This is a genomic window from Streptomyces sp. NPDC092952 (assembly GCF_044754785.1).
Lineage (GTDB): Bacteria > Actinomycetota > Actinomycetes > Streptomycetales > Streptomycetaceae > Streptomyces.
Genome location: NZ_JBIVPT010000004.1, coordinates 419306 through 438182, shown reverse-complemented (window position 1 = coordinate 438182; position 18877 = coordinate 419306). Strand labels below are relative to the sequence as shown.

General features: G+C 73.0%; 18 protein-coding genes. 10 read left to right on the top strand and 8 right to left on the bottom strand.

Annotation, left to right across the window (positions count from 1 at the left end):
• Positions 1-64 precede the first annotated feature (64 nt).
• A complete protein-coding gene (locus ACIQGQ_RS13065) occupies positions 65-661 on the bottom strand; it encodes a hypothetical protein (protein WP_402394402.1) in 597 nt (198 codons plus the stop codon).
• A 179-nt stretch (positions 662-840) separates the two neighbouring features.
• Between ACIQGQ_RS13065 and ACIQGQ_RS13060 the strand changes: the two genes are divergently transcribed.
• Both ACIQGQ_RS13060 and ACIQGQ_RS13055 read left to right on the top strand, forming a co-directional pair.
• Positions 841-1998 carry a serine hydrolase domain-containing protein gene (locus tag ACIQGQ_RS13060; protein WP_402394400.1) on the top strand — a complete coding sequence of 386 codons (1158 nt, stop codon included), beginning with the start codon at positions 841-843 and terminating at the stop codon, positions 1996-1998.
• Positions 1999-2105: 107 nt separating this feature from the next.
• Positions 2106-2888, top strand: coding sequence for a MerR family transcriptional regulator (locus ACIQGQ_RS13055; protein WP_402394397.1), 783 nt, complete (start codon positions 2106-2108; stop codon positions 2886-2888).
• 49 nt (positions 2889-2937) lie between these two features.
• Here the strand turns inward: ACIQGQ_RS13055 and ACIQGQ_RS13050 are convergent, their stop codons facing one another.
• Positions 2938-4131 (bottom strand): Glu/Leu/Phe/Val dehydrogenase dimerization domain-containing protein, encoded by a 1194-nt coding sequence (locus ACIQGQ_RS13050; protein WP_402394394.1) that lies wholly within the window; start codon positions 4129-4131, stop codon positions 2938-2940.
• A complete protein-coding gene (locus tag ACIQGQ_RS13045; protein ID WP_402394392.1) occupies positions 4128-5759 on the bottom strand; it encodes a 5-guanidino-2-oxopentanoate decarboxylase in 1632 nt (543 codons plus the stop codon). Before ACIQGQ_RS13045 ends, ACIQGQ_RS13050 begins: the two co-directional genes overlap by 4 nt.
• 268 nt (positions 5760-6027) lie before the next feature.
• Here ACIQGQ_RS13045 and ACIQGQ_RS13040 point away from each other — a divergent pair, with 268 nt between their 5' ends.
• Positions 6028-6456 carry a hypothetical protein gene (locus ACIQGQ_RS13040; RefSeq protein ID WP_402394389.1) on the top strand — a complete coding sequence of 143 codons (429 nt, stop codon included), beginning with the start codon at positions 6028-6030 and terminating at the stop codon, positions 6454-6456.
• Positions 6457-6670: 214 nt separating this feature from the next.
• Entirely contained in the window at positions 6671-9262 is a 2592-nt protein-coding gene (locus tag ACIQGQ_RS13035) for a hypothetical protein (RefSeq protein ID WP_402394387.1), read from the top strand.
• 57 nt (positions 9263-9319) lie between these two features.
• Here the strand turns inward: ACIQGQ_RS13035 and ACIQGQ_RS13030 are convergent, their stop codons facing one another.
• Positions 9320-10720: an NAD(P)/FAD-dependent oxidoreductase gene (locus ACIQGQ_RS13030; RefSeq protein ID WP_402394384.1), complete on the bottom strand. Its 1401-nt coding sequence runs from the start codon at positions 10718-10720 to the stop codon at positions 9320-9322.
• A 51-nt stretch (positions 10721-10771) separates the two neighbouring features.
• Complete coding sequence (locus ACIQGQ_RS13025) at positions 10772-11446, bottom strand: rhomboid-like protein (protein WP_402394381.1); 675 nt, start codon at positions 11444-11446, stop codon at positions 10772-10774.
• A 99-nt stretch (positions 11447-11545) separates the two neighbouring features.
• On the opposite strand from ACIQGQ_RS13025, the gene ACIQGQ_RS13020 reads away from it, so the two are divergent.
• Together ACIQGQ_RS13020 and ACIQGQ_RS13015 are read left to right on the top strand one after the other, a co-directional pair.
• Positions 11546-12019, top strand: a complete 474-nt coding sequence (locus ACIQGQ_RS13020; RefSeq protein ID WP_402394378.1) for a GNAT family N-acetyltransferase — start codon at positions 11546-11548, stop codon at positions 12017-12019.
• Positions 12020-12058: 39 nt separating this feature from the next.
• Positions 12059-12742 carry a pentapeptide repeat-containing protein gene (locus tag ACIQGQ_RS13015; protein WP_402394376.1) on the top strand — a complete coding sequence of 228 codons (684 nt, stop codon included), beginning with the start codon at positions 12059-12061 and terminating at the stop codon, positions 12740-12742.
• An 11-nt stretch (positions 12743-12753) separates the two neighbouring features.
• Here the strand turns inward: ACIQGQ_RS13015 and ACIQGQ_RS13010 are convergent, their stop codons facing one another.
• Positions 12754-13251: a hypothetical protein gene (locus tag ACIQGQ_RS13010; RefSeq protein WP_402394373.1), complete on the bottom strand. Its 498-nt coding sequence runs from the start codon at positions 13249-13251 to the stop codon at positions 12754-12756.
• Positions 13252-13368: 117 nt separating this feature from the next.
• On the opposite strand from ACIQGQ_RS13010, the gene ACIQGQ_RS13005 reads away from it, so the two are divergent.
• Positions 13369-14277 carry a hypothetical protein gene (locus ACIQGQ_RS13005; RefSeq protein ID WP_402394370.1) on the top strand — a complete coding sequence of 303 codons (909 nt, stop codon included), beginning with the start codon at positions 13369-13371 and terminating at the stop codon, positions 14275-14277.
• Between the two features lie 9 nt (positions 14278-14286).
• Here ACIQGQ_RS13005 and ACIQGQ_RS13000 read toward each other — a convergent pair whose 3' ends face one another.
• Together ACIQGQ_RS13000 and ACIQGQ_RS12995 are read right to left on the bottom strand one after the other, a co-directional pair.
• Positions 14287-14916, bottom strand: a complete 630-nt coding sequence (locus tag ACIQGQ_RS13000) for a response regulator transcription factor (RefSeq protein WP_352280027.1) — start codon at positions 14914-14916, stop codon at positions 14287-14289.
• Positions 14913-16355 carry a sensor histidine kinase gene (locus ACIQGQ_RS12995; protein ID WP_402394366.1) on the bottom strand — a complete coding sequence of 481 codons (1443 nt, stop codon included), beginning with the start codon at positions 16353-16355 and terminating at the stop codon, positions 14913-14915. The genes ACIQGQ_RS13000 and ACIQGQ_RS12995 overlap by 4 nt, the downstream gene beginning before the upstream one ends.
• A 163-nt stretch (positions 16356-16518) precedes the next feature.
• On the opposite strand from ACIQGQ_RS12995, the gene ACIQGQ_RS12990 reads away from it, so the two are divergent.
• The 3 genes from ACIQGQ_RS12990 to ACIQGQ_RS12980 are packed head-to-tail and all read left to right on the top strand — an operon-like array spanning position 16519 to position 18848.
• Positions 16519-17067, top strand: coding sequence for a heme-binding protein (locus tag ACIQGQ_RS12990; protein ID WP_402394830.1), 549 nt, complete (start codon positions 16519-16521; stop codon positions 17065-17067).
• Between the two features lie 54 nt (positions 17068-17121).
• Positions 17122-17718: an ankyrin repeat domain-containing protein gene (locus tag ACIQGQ_RS12985; protein ID WP_402394363.1), complete on the top strand. Its 597-nt coding sequence runs from the start codon at positions 17122-17124 to the stop codon at positions 17716-17718.
• Entirely contained in the window at positions 17715-18848 is a 1134-nt protein-coding gene (locus tag ACIQGQ_RS12980) for a hypothetical protein (protein ID WP_402394361.1), read from the top strand. Before ACIQGQ_RS12985 ends, ACIQGQ_RS12980 begins: the two co-directional genes overlap by 4 nt.
• Positions 18849-18877: the final 29 nt, after the last annotated feature.

Here is an 18877-nt window from a genome sequence, read left to right as displayed (position 1 = left end):
GCCGCGCAGCTCAGCGAGTGCCGGACCGAATGGGCCAAGCGGGCGGCGGGCAGGGGCGGTCCGCTCAGTCGAGGCCGTGCTTCTCGCGTGCGGCCTCGGTCAGCTCCTCCATGAGGCGTTCCGGGTCGACCTCGTACTCGGTGTCGTCCAGGGCGTCGTAGTCCCGAGTGCTCAGGGGGAGGCCCAGTGCGGCGAGGTCGGCGGCCAGTCGCGCGAAGCCGATGCGCTCGTCGGGGTCGCCCTGATAGGCGGCCCGCTCGGCGGCGGCTCCCTCGGTCAGGGTGCTGCCGGACGGTCTCCAGAAGCTGAACTCGGTGTCCAGCTCCACAAGTCGCCAGGGGCGGTCCGCGGGCTCGTCGGGATGGAGCCAGTAGCCGAGCCAGCCTTTTCCGCCCTTCGCCACGAGCTTCACGTATCCGGCCATCTCCGCGGCGGCGGCGTTGACGGCCCGCAGCTCCGGGTCCGCGAGTTCCTGCGGGGTCAGGTAGCTGGTGTCCAGGAGCGGGTGGACCTCGCCCGGCTCGAAGAAGTCGAGGTCGAGAAGGCGGGCGAGGTCCGTGCGACCTTCCCACTGTGCGATCAGCAGCACGCGCAGGTCTTCCGGGACCGGGCGGCCGTCCAGTCGGTCGCGGGAGAAAGCGGTGAGCCGTTCGTCGTACATGCGCTTTCTCCGAGGGCCGGGGGCGGGTTTCCGGCGCCAACGTAACAGCGGGGTCCGACAGCGAGACGGGAAGGAGTGTGGCCCGGGTCACTGTTGAGGTTGACCCGAGGGCAGGGCGGACGCTTCTCGTACCGGAAGCCGCGAGGGACGCGGCGGATGCGTACGAGGGAGTGGTAGCCATGTCCAACAGCCTTTCCAACAGCCTTTCGAGCAGCCTTTCCAACCAGGGGCGTCCGGAGCTTCAGGAGATCCTGGACGAGATCGTCGAGTCCGGGATCACCGGGATCACGCTGCGGGTGCGTGACCGGCGGGGCGAGTGGGTCGGCAGTGCCGGAGCGGGGCGGCTGGGCGGGGACGAGAAGCCGCCGGTCGACGGGCATGTGCGGATCGGCAGCAACACCAAGACGTTCACCGCCGCCCTGGTGCTGGCGCTCGTCGGGGAGGGCCGGATCGGGCTGGACGACGCGGTCGCCGGGCTGCTGCCGGAGTTCGACGTGGACCCGAGGGTCACGGTGCGGATGCTGTTGCAGCACACCAGCGGGATCTTCAACTTCACCGGCGAGTACTACGAGGACGGCACCGTCGTCCCCGGCATCCCCGCCACCACCGCCGGCAAGGAATGGGTGGACAACCGTTTCACCACGTACCCGCCGCAGGACCTGGTGCGCCTCGCCCTGTCGAAGCCGGCGAGGTTCGAGCCGGGTGAGGGGTGGAGCTACTCCAACACCAACTACGTGCTGGCCCGGCTGCTGATCGAGAAGGCCACCGGCCGCCCGGTCGCCGAGGAGATGCGGCGGCTGATCACGGAACCGCTCGGCCTCTCCGGCACCACGGCCCCCAGCACCGGGCCGGACATCGCCGAACCGCATGCCCACGCCTACTACCGGTACGAGGAGGACGGCGTGGAGCACACGGTCGACGTCACCCGCCTCAACCCCTCCTGGATCTCCAGCGGCGGCGACATGATCTCGACCTCCCGGGACCTGGAGACGTTCCTCCACGCGCTGGTGACCGGCAGGCTCCTGCCCGCGGAACTGCTGGCCGAGATGTGCGCGCCGCGCCCCACGCCCGCCCCCGGGATGGGCTACGGACTCGGGGTCTTCGTCCAGGACGTCGGCGACGGCTCCACCGTCATCACCCACAACGGCGGCGCCGCCGGACACGCGGCGCTGATGTACGCCACGCCCGACGGCGCCACCACCCTGACCGGCACGCTCAACTACGTGGACGACGCGACGCTCTCCCTGGCCCCGGCCTTCCAGCGGGCGACGCAGCGGCTCGTCGACGCGGTGTTCGGTGCCGGGCGGACCGGTGGAGCGGGGCGGCCGGGCGCGTGAACGCCGGTGCGGGGGCGTTCCCTTCGACCCGGACATCGCGTAGAAAACGGATCGGAGCCGCGCCGGTCCCGGCGTGGCCGGGTCCGGGTACGAGGCAGGCTGGGCGGATGAACAACGGGGTCACGATCGGGCAGGCGGCGGAGTTCGTCGGCGTCACGGTGAAGACGGTGCGGCACTACCACAGGCTCGGTCTGGTGAAGGAGCCCGAGCGCGACGGCTCCGGCTACCGGCGTTACGGGTCGGCCGAGTTGCTGCGGCTGGTGCAGGCCCGCACCCTGGCCGCCGCCGGGGTGCCGCTGGCCGAGGTCGGGGAACTGCTCGATGCCGACGCCGACCGGTTCGCCGCCGCGCTCATCGATGTGGAGCGCCAACTGACCGAGAAGATAGAGGAGTTGGCGGCGCGGCGGGACATGCTGGGCCGACTCGCCGACGGCGACCGGGCACTGCTGCCCGAGCGGGCCGTGGCGCTGCTGGAACGGATGTCCGATCTAGGCTTCGACGAGGGGGAGGCCGCGGCGGCCCGGGAGGGGCTGGTGCTGGCGAGGGCGCTGGTGCCCGAGGGGTTCGACGAACATCTGGCCCGCGTCGAACGCGCGCTGGGGAACGCCGAGTTCGTCGCGCTGAGCAAGCGGGCCGCCGAGTCGGTCGGCTGGGCGCCCGACGATCCCCGGGTCGAGGAGGTGGCCGTCGCACTGGCCGACCACTACCTCGCCCACCCCGAGCAGCTGGAGATCGTGACCGGCCTCCAGGCCCGCACCGAGGCCGCTACCCGGTACGAGATGGTCGCCCGGTACGGCGAGGAGGCCCCGGGGGCGGCCCGGCTGGCCGCGCTCGTCGAGGCCAGGCTCCGCGCCGCCGGAGTCCGCATCCCGGGACCGCGCCCCCGCTGACCTGGGCCCTTCCGCTCACCCGATGCGGCCACCCCAGGCCGTTGAGGGCTCAGCGGTAGCTGCCGAAGCGTTCCGTCACGGCCGGCAGCCGGTCGGCGGCCAGGGCGTGGGCGGCGGCCCGGGGGGTGGTGCCCTCGGCCTCGGCGCGGGTGAGCATCCGGTCGACCAGGGTGCGCATCGAGCGGCGGACGTACGCGAACGCCTCGTCGGCGTCGGCGCCGATGTCGCCGAAGAGCGTCCACCACCACCAGGCGTTCGTACCGGAGTTGACGACCACGTCCGGCAGGACGGTGATGCCGCGCGCGGCCAGCAGCGCCTCGGCCTCGGGCAGCACCGGCATGTTGGCCGCCTCCACGATCCAGCGGGCGGTGACCCCCGCCTGGTTGGCGGTGTCGACGGCGTAGCTGACGGCGGCCGGGACCAGGACGTCGGCGTCGGCGGTCAGCCAGGCACCGGGCGGCAGTTCGCGGTCCTCGGGGCGGAGCGCGGCCCGGTCCACCGTGCCGTGCCCGTCGCGGGCGGCGAGCAGTGCCTCGACGTCCAGGCCGTCCGGGTTGGCGACGGTGCCCTTGATGTCGGCGACGGCGACGATGCGCAGCCCGGCGCGGGCCAGGAAGCGGGCGGTGGCGCCGCCCATGGTGCCGAGGCCCTGCACCGCGACGCGGGTGCCGGAGTACGGGACGCCCGCCCGGTCCAGCGCCGTGAGCACCGACTCGGCTACCCCGCAGCCGCCCACCAGTTCGTCCAGTCCGATGCCGTCCACCTCGATGGTGAAGGCATCGGCGAGGCGCCGCCGGGCCGCCTCCTCGTCGTCCAGGAGCGGGTAGACCGCCTGGACGGAGGAGAGCAGACCCGCCTCGGCGGCGGCCCGGTCGACGAGGTCCTGGGTGAGGCCGAGGTCCTCGCCGGTGGTCCAGAAGTGCTCGACGTACGGGCGGACGGCGCGCAGGTAGCGGACCAGGACGCCGTACGCGGCGGGGTCGCGCGGGTCGCAGTCGATGCCGCCCTTGGCGCCGCCCAGCGGGATGTAGCGGGCGGCCGGGTCGTAGTGCAGCAGCTCCTTCATCGTCATGCCGCGAGCCAGTCCGGCGACCTCCTCCAGGGTGCAGCCGGCCCGCATCCGCAGGCCGCCGCTGGAGACGCCGCGCACCAGGCGGTCGATGACCAGGTGTCCCCGGTGCCCGGTCTCCTGGTCGGTCCAGGTGAGGGAGACCAGCGGGGCGTTGTCGGTGGCCGGGGTCATCGGGAGGGCTCCTCGGGGACGGTGATGAGGGTGGGGCCCTGGGTGGCCAGGGCGTGGCGCAGCGCCTCGGCGAGCGCCTCGGGGGAGTCGGCCCGTACGCCGTGGCCGCCGTAGGCGCGGGCCAGCGCGGGCAGGTCGACGGGCGGGAGGTCGACGGCGGTGGGTCGGTCGCCGCGGGCCGCCATCTCGTCGCGGATCTCGCCGTAGCCGCCGTTGTCGAAGACCACGACGGGCAGCGGGAGGCCCAGCTGTACGGCGGTGGCCAGCTCCTGCACGGAGAACTGGAGGCCGCCGTCGCCGCTGAGCGCGACCACCGGACGGTCCGGGGCGGCCACCTTCGCGCCGATCGCGGCGGGCAGCGCGTAGCCGAGCGTGCCGAAGCCCGTCGGGTGGAGGTAGCGGCCCTCCGGGCCGACCGGCAGGTGCGGGAGCGCGCCGTTGTAGCAGCACTGGGCGCTGTCGGAGGTCAGGACCGTGTCGGCGGGGAGCGCGGACCGCATCGCGGCCAGGTACGGCAGCAGGTGGCCGTCCAACTCCCTGGTTGCGGCGTCCCGTTCGGCGCGCAGTGCGGTGACGGCGCGGTGTGCCCCCGACCGTCCGTGGAGGGCGGGCAGGGCGGCGAGGAGGGCGTGCAGGGTGGGGCGGGCGTCGCCCACCAGCGGGATGTCGGCGGGCAGCCCCGCGTACATCTGCGCCGGGTCGAGGTCGGCCCGTACCAGCGTGCCGCCGAGTGCGGGCGGCGACGCCCACAGGTCGGACTCGGCGAGCTCCGTGCCCACCGCGAGCACCACGTCCCGCTCCGCGAGCCAGCGCTGGACGGCCGGGCTGTGCAGCGAGACGCCGAGCGCGAGCGGATGGCTCTCGGGGACGATGCCCTTGCCGTTGGCCGAGGTCACCACGGGGGCGTCCAGCAGCTCGGCCAGGCGCAGGCACTCGGCGGCGGCCCCGCGCGCCCCGCCGCCCAGCACGATCCCGGGCCGGTCGGCCGCCCACAGCGCCCCGGCGGCCTCCGCGACCGCGCGGGGGTCCGCCGCGACGGGCTCCACCGGCGGGGCGGTGCGTACCGGCCCGGCCGGTTCGGCGGCGGTGAGCAGGTCCAGCGGGACCTCGATGTGCACGGGCCGGGGGCGTTCCGTACGGAAGAGGGTGAAGGCGCGGGCGACGGCCACGCCGATCTCCTCGACGGAGGAGACCCGGTGGCTGACGGCGGCGACGCCCCGCAGCGCCTCGGTCTGGCTGCGGGTCTCGTGCAGCAGCCCGGTGGACTGCCGGGGGTGGCGCAGCGGCATGCCGGGGGAGACCACGAGCAGCGGGACGCTGTCGGAGTACGCCTGACCGACGGCGGCCGCGATGTTCAGCAGGGCCGGGCCGGTGGTGGTGAGCGCCACCCCGGGTCGGCCGCTGGTCCGGGCGTACGCGTCGGCCGCGTACCCCGCGCCCTGTTCGTGGCGGGGGTTGACGTGCTCGATCCGGTGGGTGTCCAGATGCCGGTAGATCTCCAGGTTGTGCGTGCCGGGGATGCCGAAGATGTGGGTCACGCCGTGTGCGGCGAGCGCTCTGACCAGGGCTTCCCCGCCGGTGATCGGGGTGGTGGGGGCGGGGGGACCGGACGGGGCGGGTATGGGCACGGCACGGACTCCTTACTGAATGAAGAGTCAGTATTCGGAGTCTGTGCCGCCTCTGTCAATGCGCGCGAATATTGAACGTGTGTTCAGTTGTCGGATCATCCGGCCGGGGTGCGGTGCTGAGTAAGACGTACCGGGGGGCGCCCGACGACTTTGTCTGGAGTGATGGAAGGGCCTGCCGGACATCGCCGGGGCCGCGAAGACTCAGGTCGACCCCGTCACCGGCCCTGTTTCGAGGGCCGGGACGCGAACGACCGAGGAGGACGTACCCATGAGCAGGAGCCCCTTGTGCACCCTGGCCGCGGCCGCGGCACTCGCCGTCGCCGCACTCTGCGGAACCGGCACCACGGCCACTGCCGCACCGGCCCATGCGGCCCAGAACCCGGCCGTGTCGGCGAACGCGTCGTCGTCCACGGCGGCGCGGCCCGCGGTACAGGGGGCCAGGACCTCCATGGACATCGCCTACGACACGTGGTCCTACTGGATTCCGGACTCCCGGGACTCCTCCCACGCGGGCATCGTGCGCAAGGGAAGGCACGACTTCTACTGCTACATCAACGGTGCGAACCACACCGCCATGGGTCGCACCAGCAGCGTCTGGCTGAGGATCTTCGCCGACGACAGCGGCAACGAAGACGTCTGGGTGAGCAAGGTCTACCTCACCGATGCCAGCAACAACGTGGACCTGCCCCGCTGCTGACACGTCACGGCGCGGCTCCATGAGTTCCCGGTGGCGCTGACGCCGATGGCACCATCCCGCCGGAGTGGTAGCACCGGCCGCTGCCGGGCGTTCGCTCCGGCGGGCGCTCGGTGTGGCCGGCCGCCACCCGGTTGCGTACGCCGGTGGAATGGTCGGCGGCGTCCGTGGGGCGAGCCATCTCCGGCGGCCGGGGCGAATCCCTACGTTGCCCGGCATGAGGTTGAGACATTTCGGAGCCCGGACCAGAGGCCGTGGCCGTGGTCGGGGGCAGAGCAGGCTGGGACGCTGGGCCGCGGGCGGGCTCGGTGTGCTCGGGATGGTGGCGGCCGGTCTGGGGCTGCCCGCGCAGGCGGTCGCGGCCCAGCCCTCGGGCGTACCCCTGGTGAACGAGACGTTCACCGGGGCCACCGCGGACCCGGAGTTCGAGGGCTTCGGGCCCGCCTGTCTGACCGGCGCCCCCGAGGCCCCGGCGCCCGGCCCCGGCACCCACCCGCTCACCGGCTGCCCGGCCGGTGCCACCGGCCCCGTACCGCCGGACAACGGCGCCCCGCACGGCTACCTGCGGCTGACCGACGCCGCCCACGACCAGTCCGCCGCGGTGCTCTACAACCACGCGCTCCCCGCCAACCAGGGCCTGGTCACCAGTTTCGACCAGTGGCAGTACGGCGCCACGACCAACCCCCCGGCCGACGGCATCTCGTTCTTCCTCATCGACGGCGCCGCCTCGCTGACGGCTCCCGGGGCCTTCGGCGGCAGCCTCGGCTACGCGCAGAAGCTGCCCAGCGACGACCCGTCCCAGCCCTTCCTGCCGGGCGTCAACCACGGCTACCTCGGGGTCGGCCTCGACGTGCTCGGCAACTACTTCGGCGACTGGGAGCGCCGGGGCACCGGCTGCGCCAACCGCTCCCCGTCCGGCACCGCCTTCTACATCCCGGCGCCCGGCGAGAACATGGTGACCCTGCGCGGGCCGGGCAACGGCACCGAGGGCTACTGCTTCCTGGACGCCACGACCAGCAACTTCTCCACCACCGGCCCCTGGCCCTCCACCCTGCCGGGCCGCCTCCAGGGCCCGACGACCTCGCTCCCGGCGGGCGTCACCCCGCAGGAGGCCGAGACCCTGCTGGAGCCGTCCCGCCGCACGGTGACCGTCGAGATCTCCCCGGCGCCGAACCCGGTCGTCACCGTCGCGATCGACTTCCACGACGGCAACGGCAGCCGCCAGGTGCTCTCCACCCCGGCGCCCCAGCCGGTGCCCAGCACCTACAAGTTCGGCTTCGCCGCGTCGACCGGCGACTTCACCGACGTCCACCTGATCCGGAACGTCAGTGTCCACTCGGCCGCGCCGCTGCCCCAGCTCAACCTGGTCAAGCAGGTCTCCAAGGAACCGCCGCTGGAACTGCCGCTGACCCCCGGTACGAAGGTGCCGTACGAGTACGTGGTCACCAACAGCGGCGGGGTGCCGCTGACCGATGTGACCGTGGCCGACGACCGGGTCACCGGGGTCAGCTGTCCGCGGACCACGCTCGCCGTGGGCGCGTCGATGACCTGCACCGGCACGTACACCGTCACCGGGGCGGACGCCGCGGCCGGAGAGGTCACCAACCGGGCGACCGCGCACGGCCGGGCCGACGACACCCCCGTCGAGTCACCCCCGGACGAGGTCACCCTGCCGGTGCAGCGGGGCCCCGGCATCCGGCTGGAGAAGTCGGTCGACGACACCCGGGTGTACGAGGTCGGCGACGAGGTGACCTACACGTACACCGTCACCAACACCGGCCCGACCGAGCTGACCGGCGTCTCCGTCAGCGACGACCGGGTGACCGGGGTGACCTGCGGGGCGACCACGCTCGCCCCGGCCGGGCGGCCCGGTGACAGCACCACCTGCACCGGCACCTACCGGATCACCGCCGCCGACGCGGCCGACGAGTCGGTCACCAACACCGCCACCGCGCACGGCCGTTCCGACGGCACCGCCGTGGAGTCGGAGCCGGACCAGGCCACCGTGCTGGTCGCCTCCGAACTGACCCTGGGGCTCACCAAGTCGGTCGACGACAGCCGGGTCTACCGGCCCGGCGACGAGGTGACGTACACGTACACCGTCACCAACACCAGCAACGTTCCGCTGACCAACATCGCGGTCACCGACGACCTCGTGCCGGACGTGACCTGCCGGGCGACGACGCTCGCCCCCGGCGCCTCCACCACCTGCACCGGCACGTACACCGTCACCCAGGCGGACGCGGACCGCGGCCAGGTCGTCAACGTGGCCGCCGCGCACGGGCAGTTCGGCCGCACCGAGGTGCAGTCGGAGCCCGACGACGCCACCGTGCGCACCGAGCGGGAGGCCGTGCTCTCGCTGCACCTGACGAAGAAGGTGGACACCTCGCGCACCTACAAGGTGGGCGACGAGGTGACGTACACGTACACCGTCACCAACACCGGCAACCAGGAGCTGACGGGGGTCTCGGTCAGTGACGACCGGGTGACCGGGGTGACCTGCCGGGCGACCACGCTCGCCCCCGGCGCCTCCACCACCTGCACCGGCACGTACACCGTCACCCGGGCGGACGCGGAACGCGGCGAGGTCCTCAACACCGCGGTGGCCTCCGCCCGGAACGGCACCGTGGTGTCCAACACGGACCAGGCCCGCATCACCGTCCAGAAGAAGAAGCCGTGCGCGTGCAAGCCGAAGCCGAAGCCGGAGCCCAAGCCGAAGCCCTGCCACGACAAGCACGACAAGCAGTGCAAGCCCAAGCCCAAGCCGGAGCCGAAGCCCTGTCACCAGAAGAGCTCCTGCCAGGCCTGACCGGTTGAACCACGGCACCCGCCACCGCACAGGTGGCGGGTGCCCGTGCGTGTGCGGTCAGTGCCGGCCGGCCAGCCGGTCCGCGAACTTCGCGACCGGGTCCGTACCGGCCTTCGGCGAGGCCAGTTCGCGGCGGTCGGCGGCGCGGTAGGCGGCGTACATGCCGTGCACGCCGATCCACCGGAAGGGCTCCGGCTCCCAGCGGCGGACCTTGTGGCCCACCCAGGGGAGGGAGGTCAGCTCGGTGGGGCCGGACTGGCCGGAGTCCTGCTGGACCAGGTCGCGCAGGGTGCGGGCGGCGAGGTTGGTGGTGGCGACTCCGGAGCCGACGTAACCGCCCGCCCAGCCGAGCCCGGTGGAGCGGTCCAGGGTGACGGTGGCGCACCAGTCGCGCGGGACGCCGAGCACCCCCGACCAGGCGTGGTCGATCCGGGCGCCCGCGGCGGCGGGGAAGAAGCGGACCAGGATGTCGCGGAGCGCCTCGATGGTGGCGGGCTGGGTGCGGCCGTCGTTGTCGGTGCCGGAGCCGTAGCGGTAGGGCACGCCCCGGCCGCCGAGCGCGATCCGGTCGTCGGCGGTGCGCTGGGCGTACATGTAGGCGTGCGCCATGTCGCCGAGGGTCTCGCGGCCCTCCCAGCCGATGGTGTCCCAGACCGATCGGGGCAGCGGCTCGGTGGCGATCATCGAGGAGTTCATGGGCAGCCAGGTGCGCCGCTGGCCCTTGAGGTTCGCGGTGAACCCCTCGGTGCAGCGCAGGATGTACGGGGCGCGGACGGTGCCGTACGGGGTGCGGGCGTGCTTGGGCGTGATCTCGGTGACCGGGGTCGACTCGTGGACGGTGACGCCGAGCGCCTCGACGGTGGCGGCGAGCCCCTGGACCAGCTTGACCGGGTGCAGCCGCGCGCCGTGCGGGGTCCAGGTGGAGCCGACGGCCCCGGCTACGTTGACACGTTCGCAGGTCTCCCGGGCACCGCGCAGCACCCGGTCCGTCTCGCCGAAGGCGATCTCCACGGAGTGGAAGTCCTTGAGCCGGGCCAGCTGGGCCGGGGTGTAGGCGACCTCCAGGACGCCGCCCTGGTGGATGTCGGCGTCGATGCCCTCCTCGGCGGCGACCCGTACGACCTCGTCGACCGTCTCGTTCATCGCCTGCTGGAGGCGGACGGCGGCCTCGTGGCCGTGCAGCTTCGCGTAGCGGTCGCGGCCCGCGATGCCGTTGTACAGCCAGCCGCCGTTGCGCCCGGAGGCGCCGTAGCCGCAGAACTTGGCTTCGAGGACGGTGATGTTGAGGAAGGGGACGGCCTTCTTGAGGTAGTAGGCCGTCCACAGCCCGGTGTATCCGCCGCCGACGATGCAGACGTCCGCGGTGGTGTCGCCGGGCAGGGGTTCCCGGCCGAGGGGGACGCCCTGGTCCGCGTACCAGAACGATATGCCGCCGTTTACGGTGCTGACGGTGCTCATGTTGACCCTGCTCTGTCCGGTGTGGAGCCCTCGTGGCTCTCGGGCGGGACGTTACTGCGCGCGGAGGGGTTTCGTCCCCTGCCGGGAGCGGGTGAGCGGGTAGCAGGCGAGGCCGATGAGCGCGGCGCAGAAATGGCCGAGGTCGGTGAAGGTCCGGCCGGTGATGAGCGGGACGCCGTAGAAGACGAGGACGGCGAAGGCGTACACGTACCGCCAGGGCGCCGGGACGCGGTACGTGAGCACGGCGACCACCCCCGCGAGCGCGTAGCTGACCCCGACGTCCAGGGTGTCGGCGGCGGACGGCACCACCTGCCCGTGCCGGATCCCCCAGGCCAGGACCCCCTCGCTGGCGAGTGTGGCGAGTACGTGCGCGAGGACGGCGACGGCGAGCCAGCGCAGGGTGCCGAGCCAGCGTTCGGCGGTCGCGTGGAAGACGGTGTAGAGGAAGGCGTACGGCAGCCAGTGGCCGCCGTCGATCCAGAGGGCGCTGGTGATCAGGACGCGGACCGGGTCGTGGCTGAGCTCGTGGATGTTGGTGGAGCGCTGCCGCAGGAAGTCCTCCTCGAAGTCCGGTGACATGAAGTGGACGAGGACCGTGGTGACGAAGAGCGCGGCCAGCCAGACGTAGGTGCCGGGCGCGCTGCGGATCCAGGAGCCGGTGGAGCGGAGCCACCGGCCGGCGGCGGAGCGGCGCCGGGTGGGCGTTGCGGGGCTGCTCGGGGTCATATCCGATTGACGCACGGCCCCGGGACCGGCGGCGTGACCGACATCCCGAAGGGCGGACGCGGAGGAAGCGGAGGCCGGCCGTCTGCTTACCCTGCCCCCATGATCCGTACCGCTGTTCCCGCAGATGTCCCCGCCATCCACATGATGATCCGTGAGCTGGCCGCGTACGAGAAGGCCCCGCACGAGGCGCGGGCCACCGAGGAGCAGCTGCACGAGGCGCTGTTCGGCGAGCGGCCCGCCGCGTACGCGCACATCGCCGAGGCGGAGGACGGCGAGCCGGTCGGCTTCGCGCTGTGGTTCCTGAACTTCTCCACCTGGCGCGGGGTGCACGGCATCTACCTGGAGGACCTGTACGTACGCCCCGAGCGGCGCGGCGGCGGGCACGGGAAGGCGCTGCTGACCGAGCTGGCCCGGATCTGCGTGGAGCGCGGCTACCAGCGCCTGGAGTGGTCGGTGCTGGACTGGAACGCCCCGTCCATCGCTTTCTACGAGTCGCTGGGCGCACGGCCGCAGGACGGATGGACGGTGTACCGGATGACGGACGCGGCGCTGGCCGAGCTGGGCGGGCGGTAGCTCCGGGGCGTTGTCGGTGGGGTGCGCCAGGATGGGGGCATGGCACGGAGCAGCGGGAAGACGGCGAAGCAGACCATCGCGGCGGCACGGCGGCCGGAGGTGCGGCTGCCGCCGCTCGTTCCGTACGACGGCGCGGGGCTGGAGCCGGACGGTGACTACGACGGGGTGCGGTTCGCGGCGACGGATCTGTCGGACGGGTCGGGCCGGGGAGCCCGGTTCATGGACTGCGCCCTGGACGGCTGCACGCTGGACCGTGCGGGGCTGGGAAGGGCCCGGTTCATGGACTCGGTGCTGACCGGGGTACGGGGCGTGGGCACTGATCTCGCGGAGGCCTCGCTGCGCGACGTGGAGGTGGTGGACGCCCGGCTGGGCGGGGTGCAGCTGCACGGTGCGGTGCTGGAGCGGGTGCTGGTGCGCGGCGGGAAGATCGACTACCTGAATCTGCGCGAGGCCCGGCTCACGGACGTCGTGTTCGAGGGCTGTGTGCTCTCCGAGCCGGATTTCGGGGGCGCGCGGCTGGCCCGGGTGGAGTTCCGCGACTGTGTGCTGAGACGGGCCGACTTCAGCTCCGCGCGGATGGAGTCGGTGGATCTGCGGGCGGCCGCGGAGCTGGACATCGCCCGCGGTGTGGAGCGGCTGGCGGGCGCGGTGATCAGCCCGGTGCAGCTGATGGACCTGGCCCCCGCGTTCGCGGCGCAGATCGGGGTGCGGGTGGAGGCGTAGGCGCGCTCGGATCAGATACGGGGGAACCGGGCCTGGAGGTCCCAGACGGCGGGGTTGTCGGCGAGCCCTTCGTGCAGGTCGGAGAGGTCGGCGATCAGGTCGTGCAGGAAGTCGCGGGCCTCGCGGCGCAGCACCGAGTGGCCGAAGGTGAGCGGGGGTTCGTCGCCGGGCATCCAGTCCGCCTCGATGTCGACCCAGCCGAAGCGGCGCTCGAAGAACATCAGGTCGGACGACTCGGTGAAGTCCAGCTCGGCGTACTGCCGCCGGTGCGAGCGGTTGCCCCGCGGGTCCTGGTCGATCCGCTCGACGATGTCGCACAGCGCCCACGCGAAGTCGAGCACCGGCACCCAGCCCCAGGCTGTGGACAGCTCCCGGTCCTCCTTGGTGTCCGCGAGGTACACGTCCCCGCAGAACAAGTCGTGCCGCAGCGCGTGGACGTCCGCGCGGCGGTAGTCGGTCTGCGGCGGGTCGGGGAAGCGCCGGGAGAGGGAGTAGCCGATGTCGAGCACGTCTCGATGGTGTCATGCCGGGAGCACCGTCAACGCCGGGGCGGTCGATGCGCTCGATCCGGTGAAGGGCCGGGGAATTCCTGTTTTGGCATATGCCGGACACATAGTTTTTTGCGCATGGTCAGCTCACCCCATGAAGCACAGCATCGGATCTTCCAGGAGAATCCGACGCTGTTCACCAGTGCCTTCGAGGCGCTGGGCGTGCCGTTCCCGGAACCGGTCGCCGTGTCCCTCATGGACACGGACCTGACCGAGATGCGTCCCGTCGAACGGCATGTCGACACACTGCTGCGGATCGATGTCGTGGGTGGCGGATGCTACTTGCTGGCGATCGAGGCACAGGGCAGAAAAGACCCGGAGAAGCGGAGCAGCTGGGCGTACTACCTCGCCCACCTGTACGCGAAGTTCCGCTACCCGCCGGTGCTGCTGGTCGTCTGTCGGGACAAGGCGACCGCCGAATGGGCGGCCGAGCCGATCCGTATCGGACTGGAGAAGCATCCGAGCCTCGCCGTGTTTCCCCTGGTCCTGGGGCCGCACAACGTTCCCGTCGTGACGGACGCGGCGCGCGCCGCCGCGGACATCCCCATGGCGGTGTTCTCCGCGATCACACATGGTAACGATCAGGACATCGCTGCCATACTGGAAGCCCTCGCCGTGGCGCTCAGAGCCACGGACGCCGATGCCGCGGCGATCTTCGCCGAATTCACCGAGGCGGGGTTGGGTGACACCCCGGCCCGCGAGATCTGGAGGAACTTGATGAGCACGAGCCTCAGCCACTTCCGCGGCATCGTCGCCGAGAGTTTCCGCGACGAAGGGCGTGAAGAGGGGCGTGAAGAAGGGCGCGAAGAGGGCATCGCGAAGGAGCGTTCCCGGAGCGTGCTGCGGATGCTGGACCGTCGGGGCGTGGCCGTGAGCGACGTCGACCGGGAGCGCATCGGTTCGTGCCGGGACCTGGCCACGCTCGACCTCTGGGTCGACCGGGCGTTCACGGTGAAGACGACCGACGACCTCTTCGGCCAGGGCTGACGGCGGGGGTCACGGCAGCAGGCGCTGCTCCTTGGCGACGGCGACGGCGCCCGCGCGGGTGTCGACGCCGAGCTTGTCGTAGATCCGGCCCAGGTGGGTCTTGACCGTGGCCTCGCTGATGAACAGGGCGCGGGCGATCTCGCGGTTGCCCAGGCCCTGGGAGAGCTGGGCCAGGATGTCGAGTTCGCGGTCGGTGAGGGTGGGCAGCGGCTTGCGCATCCGGGCCATGACGCGGCTCGCCACCGGCGGGGACAGCGTCGTACGGCCCTGGGCGGCCGAGCGGATCGCGGCGAAGAGCTCCTCGGGGCGCTCGGCCTTCAGCAGATAGCCGGTGGCGCCCGCCTCGATGGCCCGGGTGATGTCGGCGTCGGTGTCGTACGTGGTGAGGACCAGGACGTGGACGCCGGTGGAGGAGATCCGGCGGGTGGCCTCGACGCCGTCGATGCCCGCGCCGAGCTGGAGGTCCATCAGGACGACGTCCGGGGTGAGCTTGGCGGCCAGGGCGACGGCCTCCTCGCCGCTGCCGGCCTCGCCGACGACCTCGATGTCCGGTTCGCTGCCGAGGAGGGCGAGCAGTCCGGCGCGGACGACGACGTGGTCGTCGCAGAGCAGGATGCGTACGGGCGGCGTCGCGGTCATCGGGGGTCCTTCGCGGCGGTGGGCGGGGTGACGGGGGCGAGCGGAACGGCGGCGGAGAGCACCGTACCCTCGCCCGGCACCGACTCGACGGTCAGCGTGCCGCCGAGCTGGCTCAGCCGGGCCCGGATCGCGGGCAGCCCGTGGCCGCGCACGCTGCCGGTGGTCCGGGTGGCCCCGGTGGGGGTGAAGCCCCGTCCGTTGTCGGCGATGTCCAGGACGACCCGGTCGTCGAGGTGGGTCAGGGTCAGCGCGGCCTCCGTGGCGTGGGCGTGCTCCTTCACGTTGGCGAGCGCCCCCTGCGCGATCCGGAGCAGGGCGGACTGCGTCCGGTCGGGCAGCGGGGAGTGCCGCTCGCCCTCCACATGGCAGCGGATGGTGAGCCGACCCTGCGCCTGGGCCGTCTCCCGGGCGGCCAGCGCGTGCAGGGCCGCCTCCAGCCCGCCGCCCTCCGCGAGATCGGCGGGGGCCAGGTCGTGGACGAAGCGGCGGGCCTCGGCGAGATTGCGCTCCGCGATGCCGGTGGCCGTACGGACGTGGCGGCGGGCGGTTGCCGGGTCGGCGTCCCAGGTGCGGTCGGCGGCCTGGAGCAGCATCTGCTGGCTGGACAGCCCCTGGGCCAGGGTGTCGTGGATCTCCATCGAGAGCCGCTGCCGCTCCGCGAGGGTGCCCTCGCGGCGCTCGGTGGCGGCCAGCTCGCGGCGGGTGCGCAGCAGGTCGTCGATGAGCTCCCGCTGCCGTTCGGAGAGTTCGCGCTGGTACTCGGCCTGGCGCCGCATGTGGACGAAGACCGCCGTCGCGATCACCGCCACGGCGGGCGGGGCCAGGATCAGGTTCGGGTCGAACCCCTGGGCCAGGCGCAGCTGCGCCGCGACGACGAACAGGGTGAGCAGCACGACGAGCGCGAGCGCGGCGCGCGGCGGAAGGATGCGCAGCCCGGTGAAGAAGAGCGGCACCGCGCACCACGCGAAGCTCGGCGCGAGGACCACCACCACCATCCACACGGCGACCAGCACGCCCAGCCACACCAGCGATCGCGGCGTCGGACGCGTTCCGAGCACCGGCCCGAGCACGTACAGGACGGCGAGCGCGAGGGAGAGCGCGATGATCCACGGGGTGCGGGCCTCGCCGGGGTGGCGCAGCAGGAAGCGGGTGAGGGAGGCGCCGAGCAGCAGGAAGAACGCGGCGTGCATGAGGAGCGTGAGCCACCGGGCGTCCGGGTCGTAGCCCTGTGCTGCCCCGGCGGCCGTTCCCCGCCCCGCCCCGGCGGCCGTTCCCCGCCCCGCACCGGTCGCGGAGCGGGCGCCGTCCGCGGCCCGTCCCGCGCCGGTGCCGGATGCCGAAGGGGTGGACCGGTGCTTCACCTCGTACCTCTCGCTCCCCGGGTCAGGGCTCCGGCCGACCCGCATGGGTACGGTCATGATCTGCACGGATACAGCCATGGTCACTCCGGTCCGGCGCCCCCGCATCAACCGTTCGGCCGATGGGGACGTCGGCCGTCCCGGGCGCGGCGTCGAGCCGGTCCGTCGACCGTACGGGGCCGGGGGCGGCCGGAGCATGGAGGAAGAGCCGGACCCGCTGGCCGAATCCGAGGAGTCGTTCACCATGAAGAAGCTGTCGCTGCGCGCCCGTGTCCTGACCGGTGTCGCCGCCGCTGCCGTCGTCGCCGGTACGGTCGGGGCCGCCTCCGCCAGTGCCTCCGCCCCGGCCGCCGCCCCCGCCGTCAAGACCGACACCAAGAACCGCAACCTCCAGGAGAGCACGCACCTGACCCTGGCGGCCGCGACGAGGGCGGCGCAGGCGACGCTGGACGCGGCGGAGAAGGAGAACCAGCGGGTCTCGGTCGCGGTCGTGGACCGCAACGGGAACACGATCCTCACCCTGCGCGGCGACGGCGCCGGCCCGCAGGCCTACGAATCGGCCGTGAAGAAGGCGTACACCGCCGTCTCCTGGAACGCCCCGACCTCCGAACTCGCCAAGCGCCTGGCCAACGCCCCCACCCTCAAGGACATCCCCGGCACCCTCTTCCTCGCCGGCGGCGCCCCCGTCACCGCCGAGGGCGCCCCGATCGCCGCCATCGGCGTCGCCGGAGCCCCCTCCGGCGACCTCGACGAGAAGTTCGCCCAGGCCGGCGTCGCCGCCCTCGGCCAGTAACCGCCGGACAGACGGAGCGACAGGTCCGACGGGACCGACAGGAGAGACACGGAGATGAACGCCCTCGATCAGGAACTGCTCGACGCCGCGCGCACCGGTCACCCCGACCGGGTGCGGGCCGCGATCGGGGGCGGCGCCCGTGTCGACTGCCGCGACGAGGAGCTGCGCACCCCGCTGCTCCTCGCGGTCCACGGCGACCACGTCGAGGCGGCCCGGCTGCTGGTCGCGGCGGGCGCGGACCCCGACGCGCAGGACACGCGCGAGGAGAGCCCCTGGCTGGCGACCGGCGTGACCGGCAGCGTCCGGATGCTGCACGTCCTCCTGCCGGCCGGTCCCGATCTGACGCTCCGCAACCGGTTCGGCGGCATCGCGCTCATCCCGGCGAGCGAGCGGGGCCACGCCGCGTACGTGCGGGAGCTGCTGCGGCTCACCGACATCGACGTCGACCACGTCAACCGGCTGGGCTGGACGGCCCTGCTGGAAGCGGTGATCCTCGGCGACGGCGGCCGGGCCCACCAGGAGATCGTCGAGCTGCTGCTGGCCGCCGGGGCCGACGCCGGTCTGCCGGACGCCGACGGGACGAGCGCCCTGGAGCACGCGGAGCGCCGCGGCTTCGCGGAGATCGCCGCCCGGCTGCGGGGTGCCCGGTGAAGGCGCGCCACGCCGTGGTCGCGCTCCTCGCGGCGGCGGCCCTGGCGGGCTGCGCGGGCGGTACGCCGGAGACGTCCCGTACGCCGGTGAGCGCGCCGGAAAGTGCGCCGGGGAGCGCTCCGGGGCTTCCGGCGCGGGAGGCCACCCCGCACGGCACCCTGCTCGTCGCGGACTTCGGCTCCACCACCGTGACCTTCGTCGACCCGGACCCGGCGCACCGCCGCCACACCCTCGGCTCCGTCGAGGTCGGCACCGCCCCGTACGGGCTGGTCGTCGGCGAGGACGGGCTGGCCTGGGTGGCGACGGCCGAGGGCGTCGCGGTCGTCGACACCGAGAAGCGCACCCGCCTGGCCCGGATCCCGTACCGGACGCGGACCGGGCCCGTCACCACCGGCGAGTACCGGGGCGGCGGCATGGGCATCGCGCTCGCCCCCGACGGTTCGCGGGTCTACGTCGGCGTCAACGTGCCCGGCCGTACGGGCGTGCTGGAGATCATCGACACCGCCACCCGCGAGGTCACCGGCACCGTCCCGGTCGGCCGCCGCCCCTTCGACGTGGACGTCTCGCCCGACGGCACCGAGGTGTACGCCACCGGCCACGACTCCTTCGACGTCACCGCGGTCGACCCGGACACCCGCCGGACCCGGCGCTTCGAGGTCGCCCCGTACGGCACCGAGGGCGGTCTCGGCTCCTGGCTGAAGCCGCACTACGCCGTCGTGCGCCCCTCGGACGGCAGGCTGCTGCTGCCCTTCGAGGGCGAACGGCTCGTCGTCCTGGACCCGCGCACCGGGCGTTCCGCCATCCAGCGGATGACCGCCAACACCCACCAGCACGGCGCGACGCTCGCCCCGGACGGCACCCTGCTCGTCGTCGGCACCGGCCCGATCGCCTCCGACGACAAGGACCCCTCGCTGACCGTCCGCGCCCCCGACGGCACCGAACGCGTCGTACCGCTGCCCGGACCGCACGAGGACGTCACGGTCACCGACGACAGCCGCACGGCGTACGTCACCGGCGGTTTCACCCGCGACGGCTACCGCGACAGCATCACCGTCGTCGACCTCACGGGCCGCGAGCGGCCGTTCGAGATCGCCGCCGGCGCACGCCCGCTCGGGATCGCGATCCTCTGAACCGCCGGACCGTTCACCGGTCATTACCG

Bases quoted from the DNA above. Each gene is read 5' to 3' on its own strand.
- ACIQGQ_RS13035 (WP_402394387.1), top strand. From the start codon at position 6,671: ATGAGGTTGAGACATTTCGGAGCCCGGACCAGAGGCCGTGGCCGTGGT.
- ACIQGQ_RS12995 (WP_402394366.1), bottom strand. From the start codon at position 16,355: ATGGCTGTATCCGTGCAGATCATGACCGTACCCATGCGGGTCGGCCGG.
- ACIQGQ_RS13025 (WP_402394381.1), bottom strand. From the start codon at position 11,446: ATGACCCCGAGCAGCCCCGCAACGCCCACCCGGCGCCGCTCCGCCGCC.
- ACIQGQ_RS12985 (WP_402394363.1), top strand. From the start codon at position 17,122: ATGAACGCCCTCGATCAGGAACTGCTCGACGCCGCGCGCACCGGTCAC.
- ACIQGQ_RS13000 (WP_352280027.1), bottom strand. From the start codon at position 14,916: ATGACCGCGACGCCGCCCGTACGCATCCTGCTCTGCGACGACCACGTC.
- ACIQGQ_RS13030 (WP_402394384.1), bottom strand. From the start codon at position 10,720: ATGAGCACCGTCAGCACCGTAAACGGCGGCATATCGTTCTGGTACGCG.
- ACIQGQ_RS13055 (WP_402394397.1), top strand. From the start codon at position 2,106: ATGAACAACGGGGTCACGATCGGGCAGGCGGCGGAGTTCGTCGGCGTC.
- ACIQGQ_RS13005 (WP_402394370.1), top strand. From the start codon at position 13,369: ATGGTCAGCTCACCCCATGAAGCACAGCATCGGATCTTCCAGGAGAAT.
- ACIQGQ_RS12990 (WP_402394830.1), top strand. From the start codon at position 16,519: ATGAAGAAGCTGTCGCTGCGCGCCCGTGTCCTGACCGGTGTCGCCGCC.
- ACIQGQ_RS13060 (WP_402394400.1), top strand. From the start codon at position 841: ATGTCCAACAGCCTTTCCAACAGCCTTTCGAGCAGCCTTTCCAACCAG.
- ACIQGQ_RS13020 (WP_402394378.1), top strand. From the start codon at position 11,546: ATGATCCGTACCGCTGTTCCCGCAGATGTCCCCGCCATCCACATGATG.
- ACIQGQ_RS13040 (WP_402394389.1), top strand. From the start codon at position 6,028: ATGAGCAGGAGCCCCTTGTGCACCCTGGCCGCGGCCGCGGCACTCGCC.
- ACIQGQ_RS13050 (WP_402394394.1), bottom strand. From the start codon at position 4,131: ATGACCCCGGCCACCGACAACGCCCCGCTGGTCTCCCTCACCTGGACC.
- ACIQGQ_RS13065 (WP_402394402.1), bottom strand. From the start codon at position 661: ATGTACGACGAACGGCTCACCGCTTTCTCCCGCGACCGACTGGACGGC.
- ACIQGQ_RS13015 (WP_402394376.1), top strand. From the start codon at position 12,059: ATGGCACGGAGCAGCGGGAAGACGGCGAAGCAGACCATCGCGGCGGCA.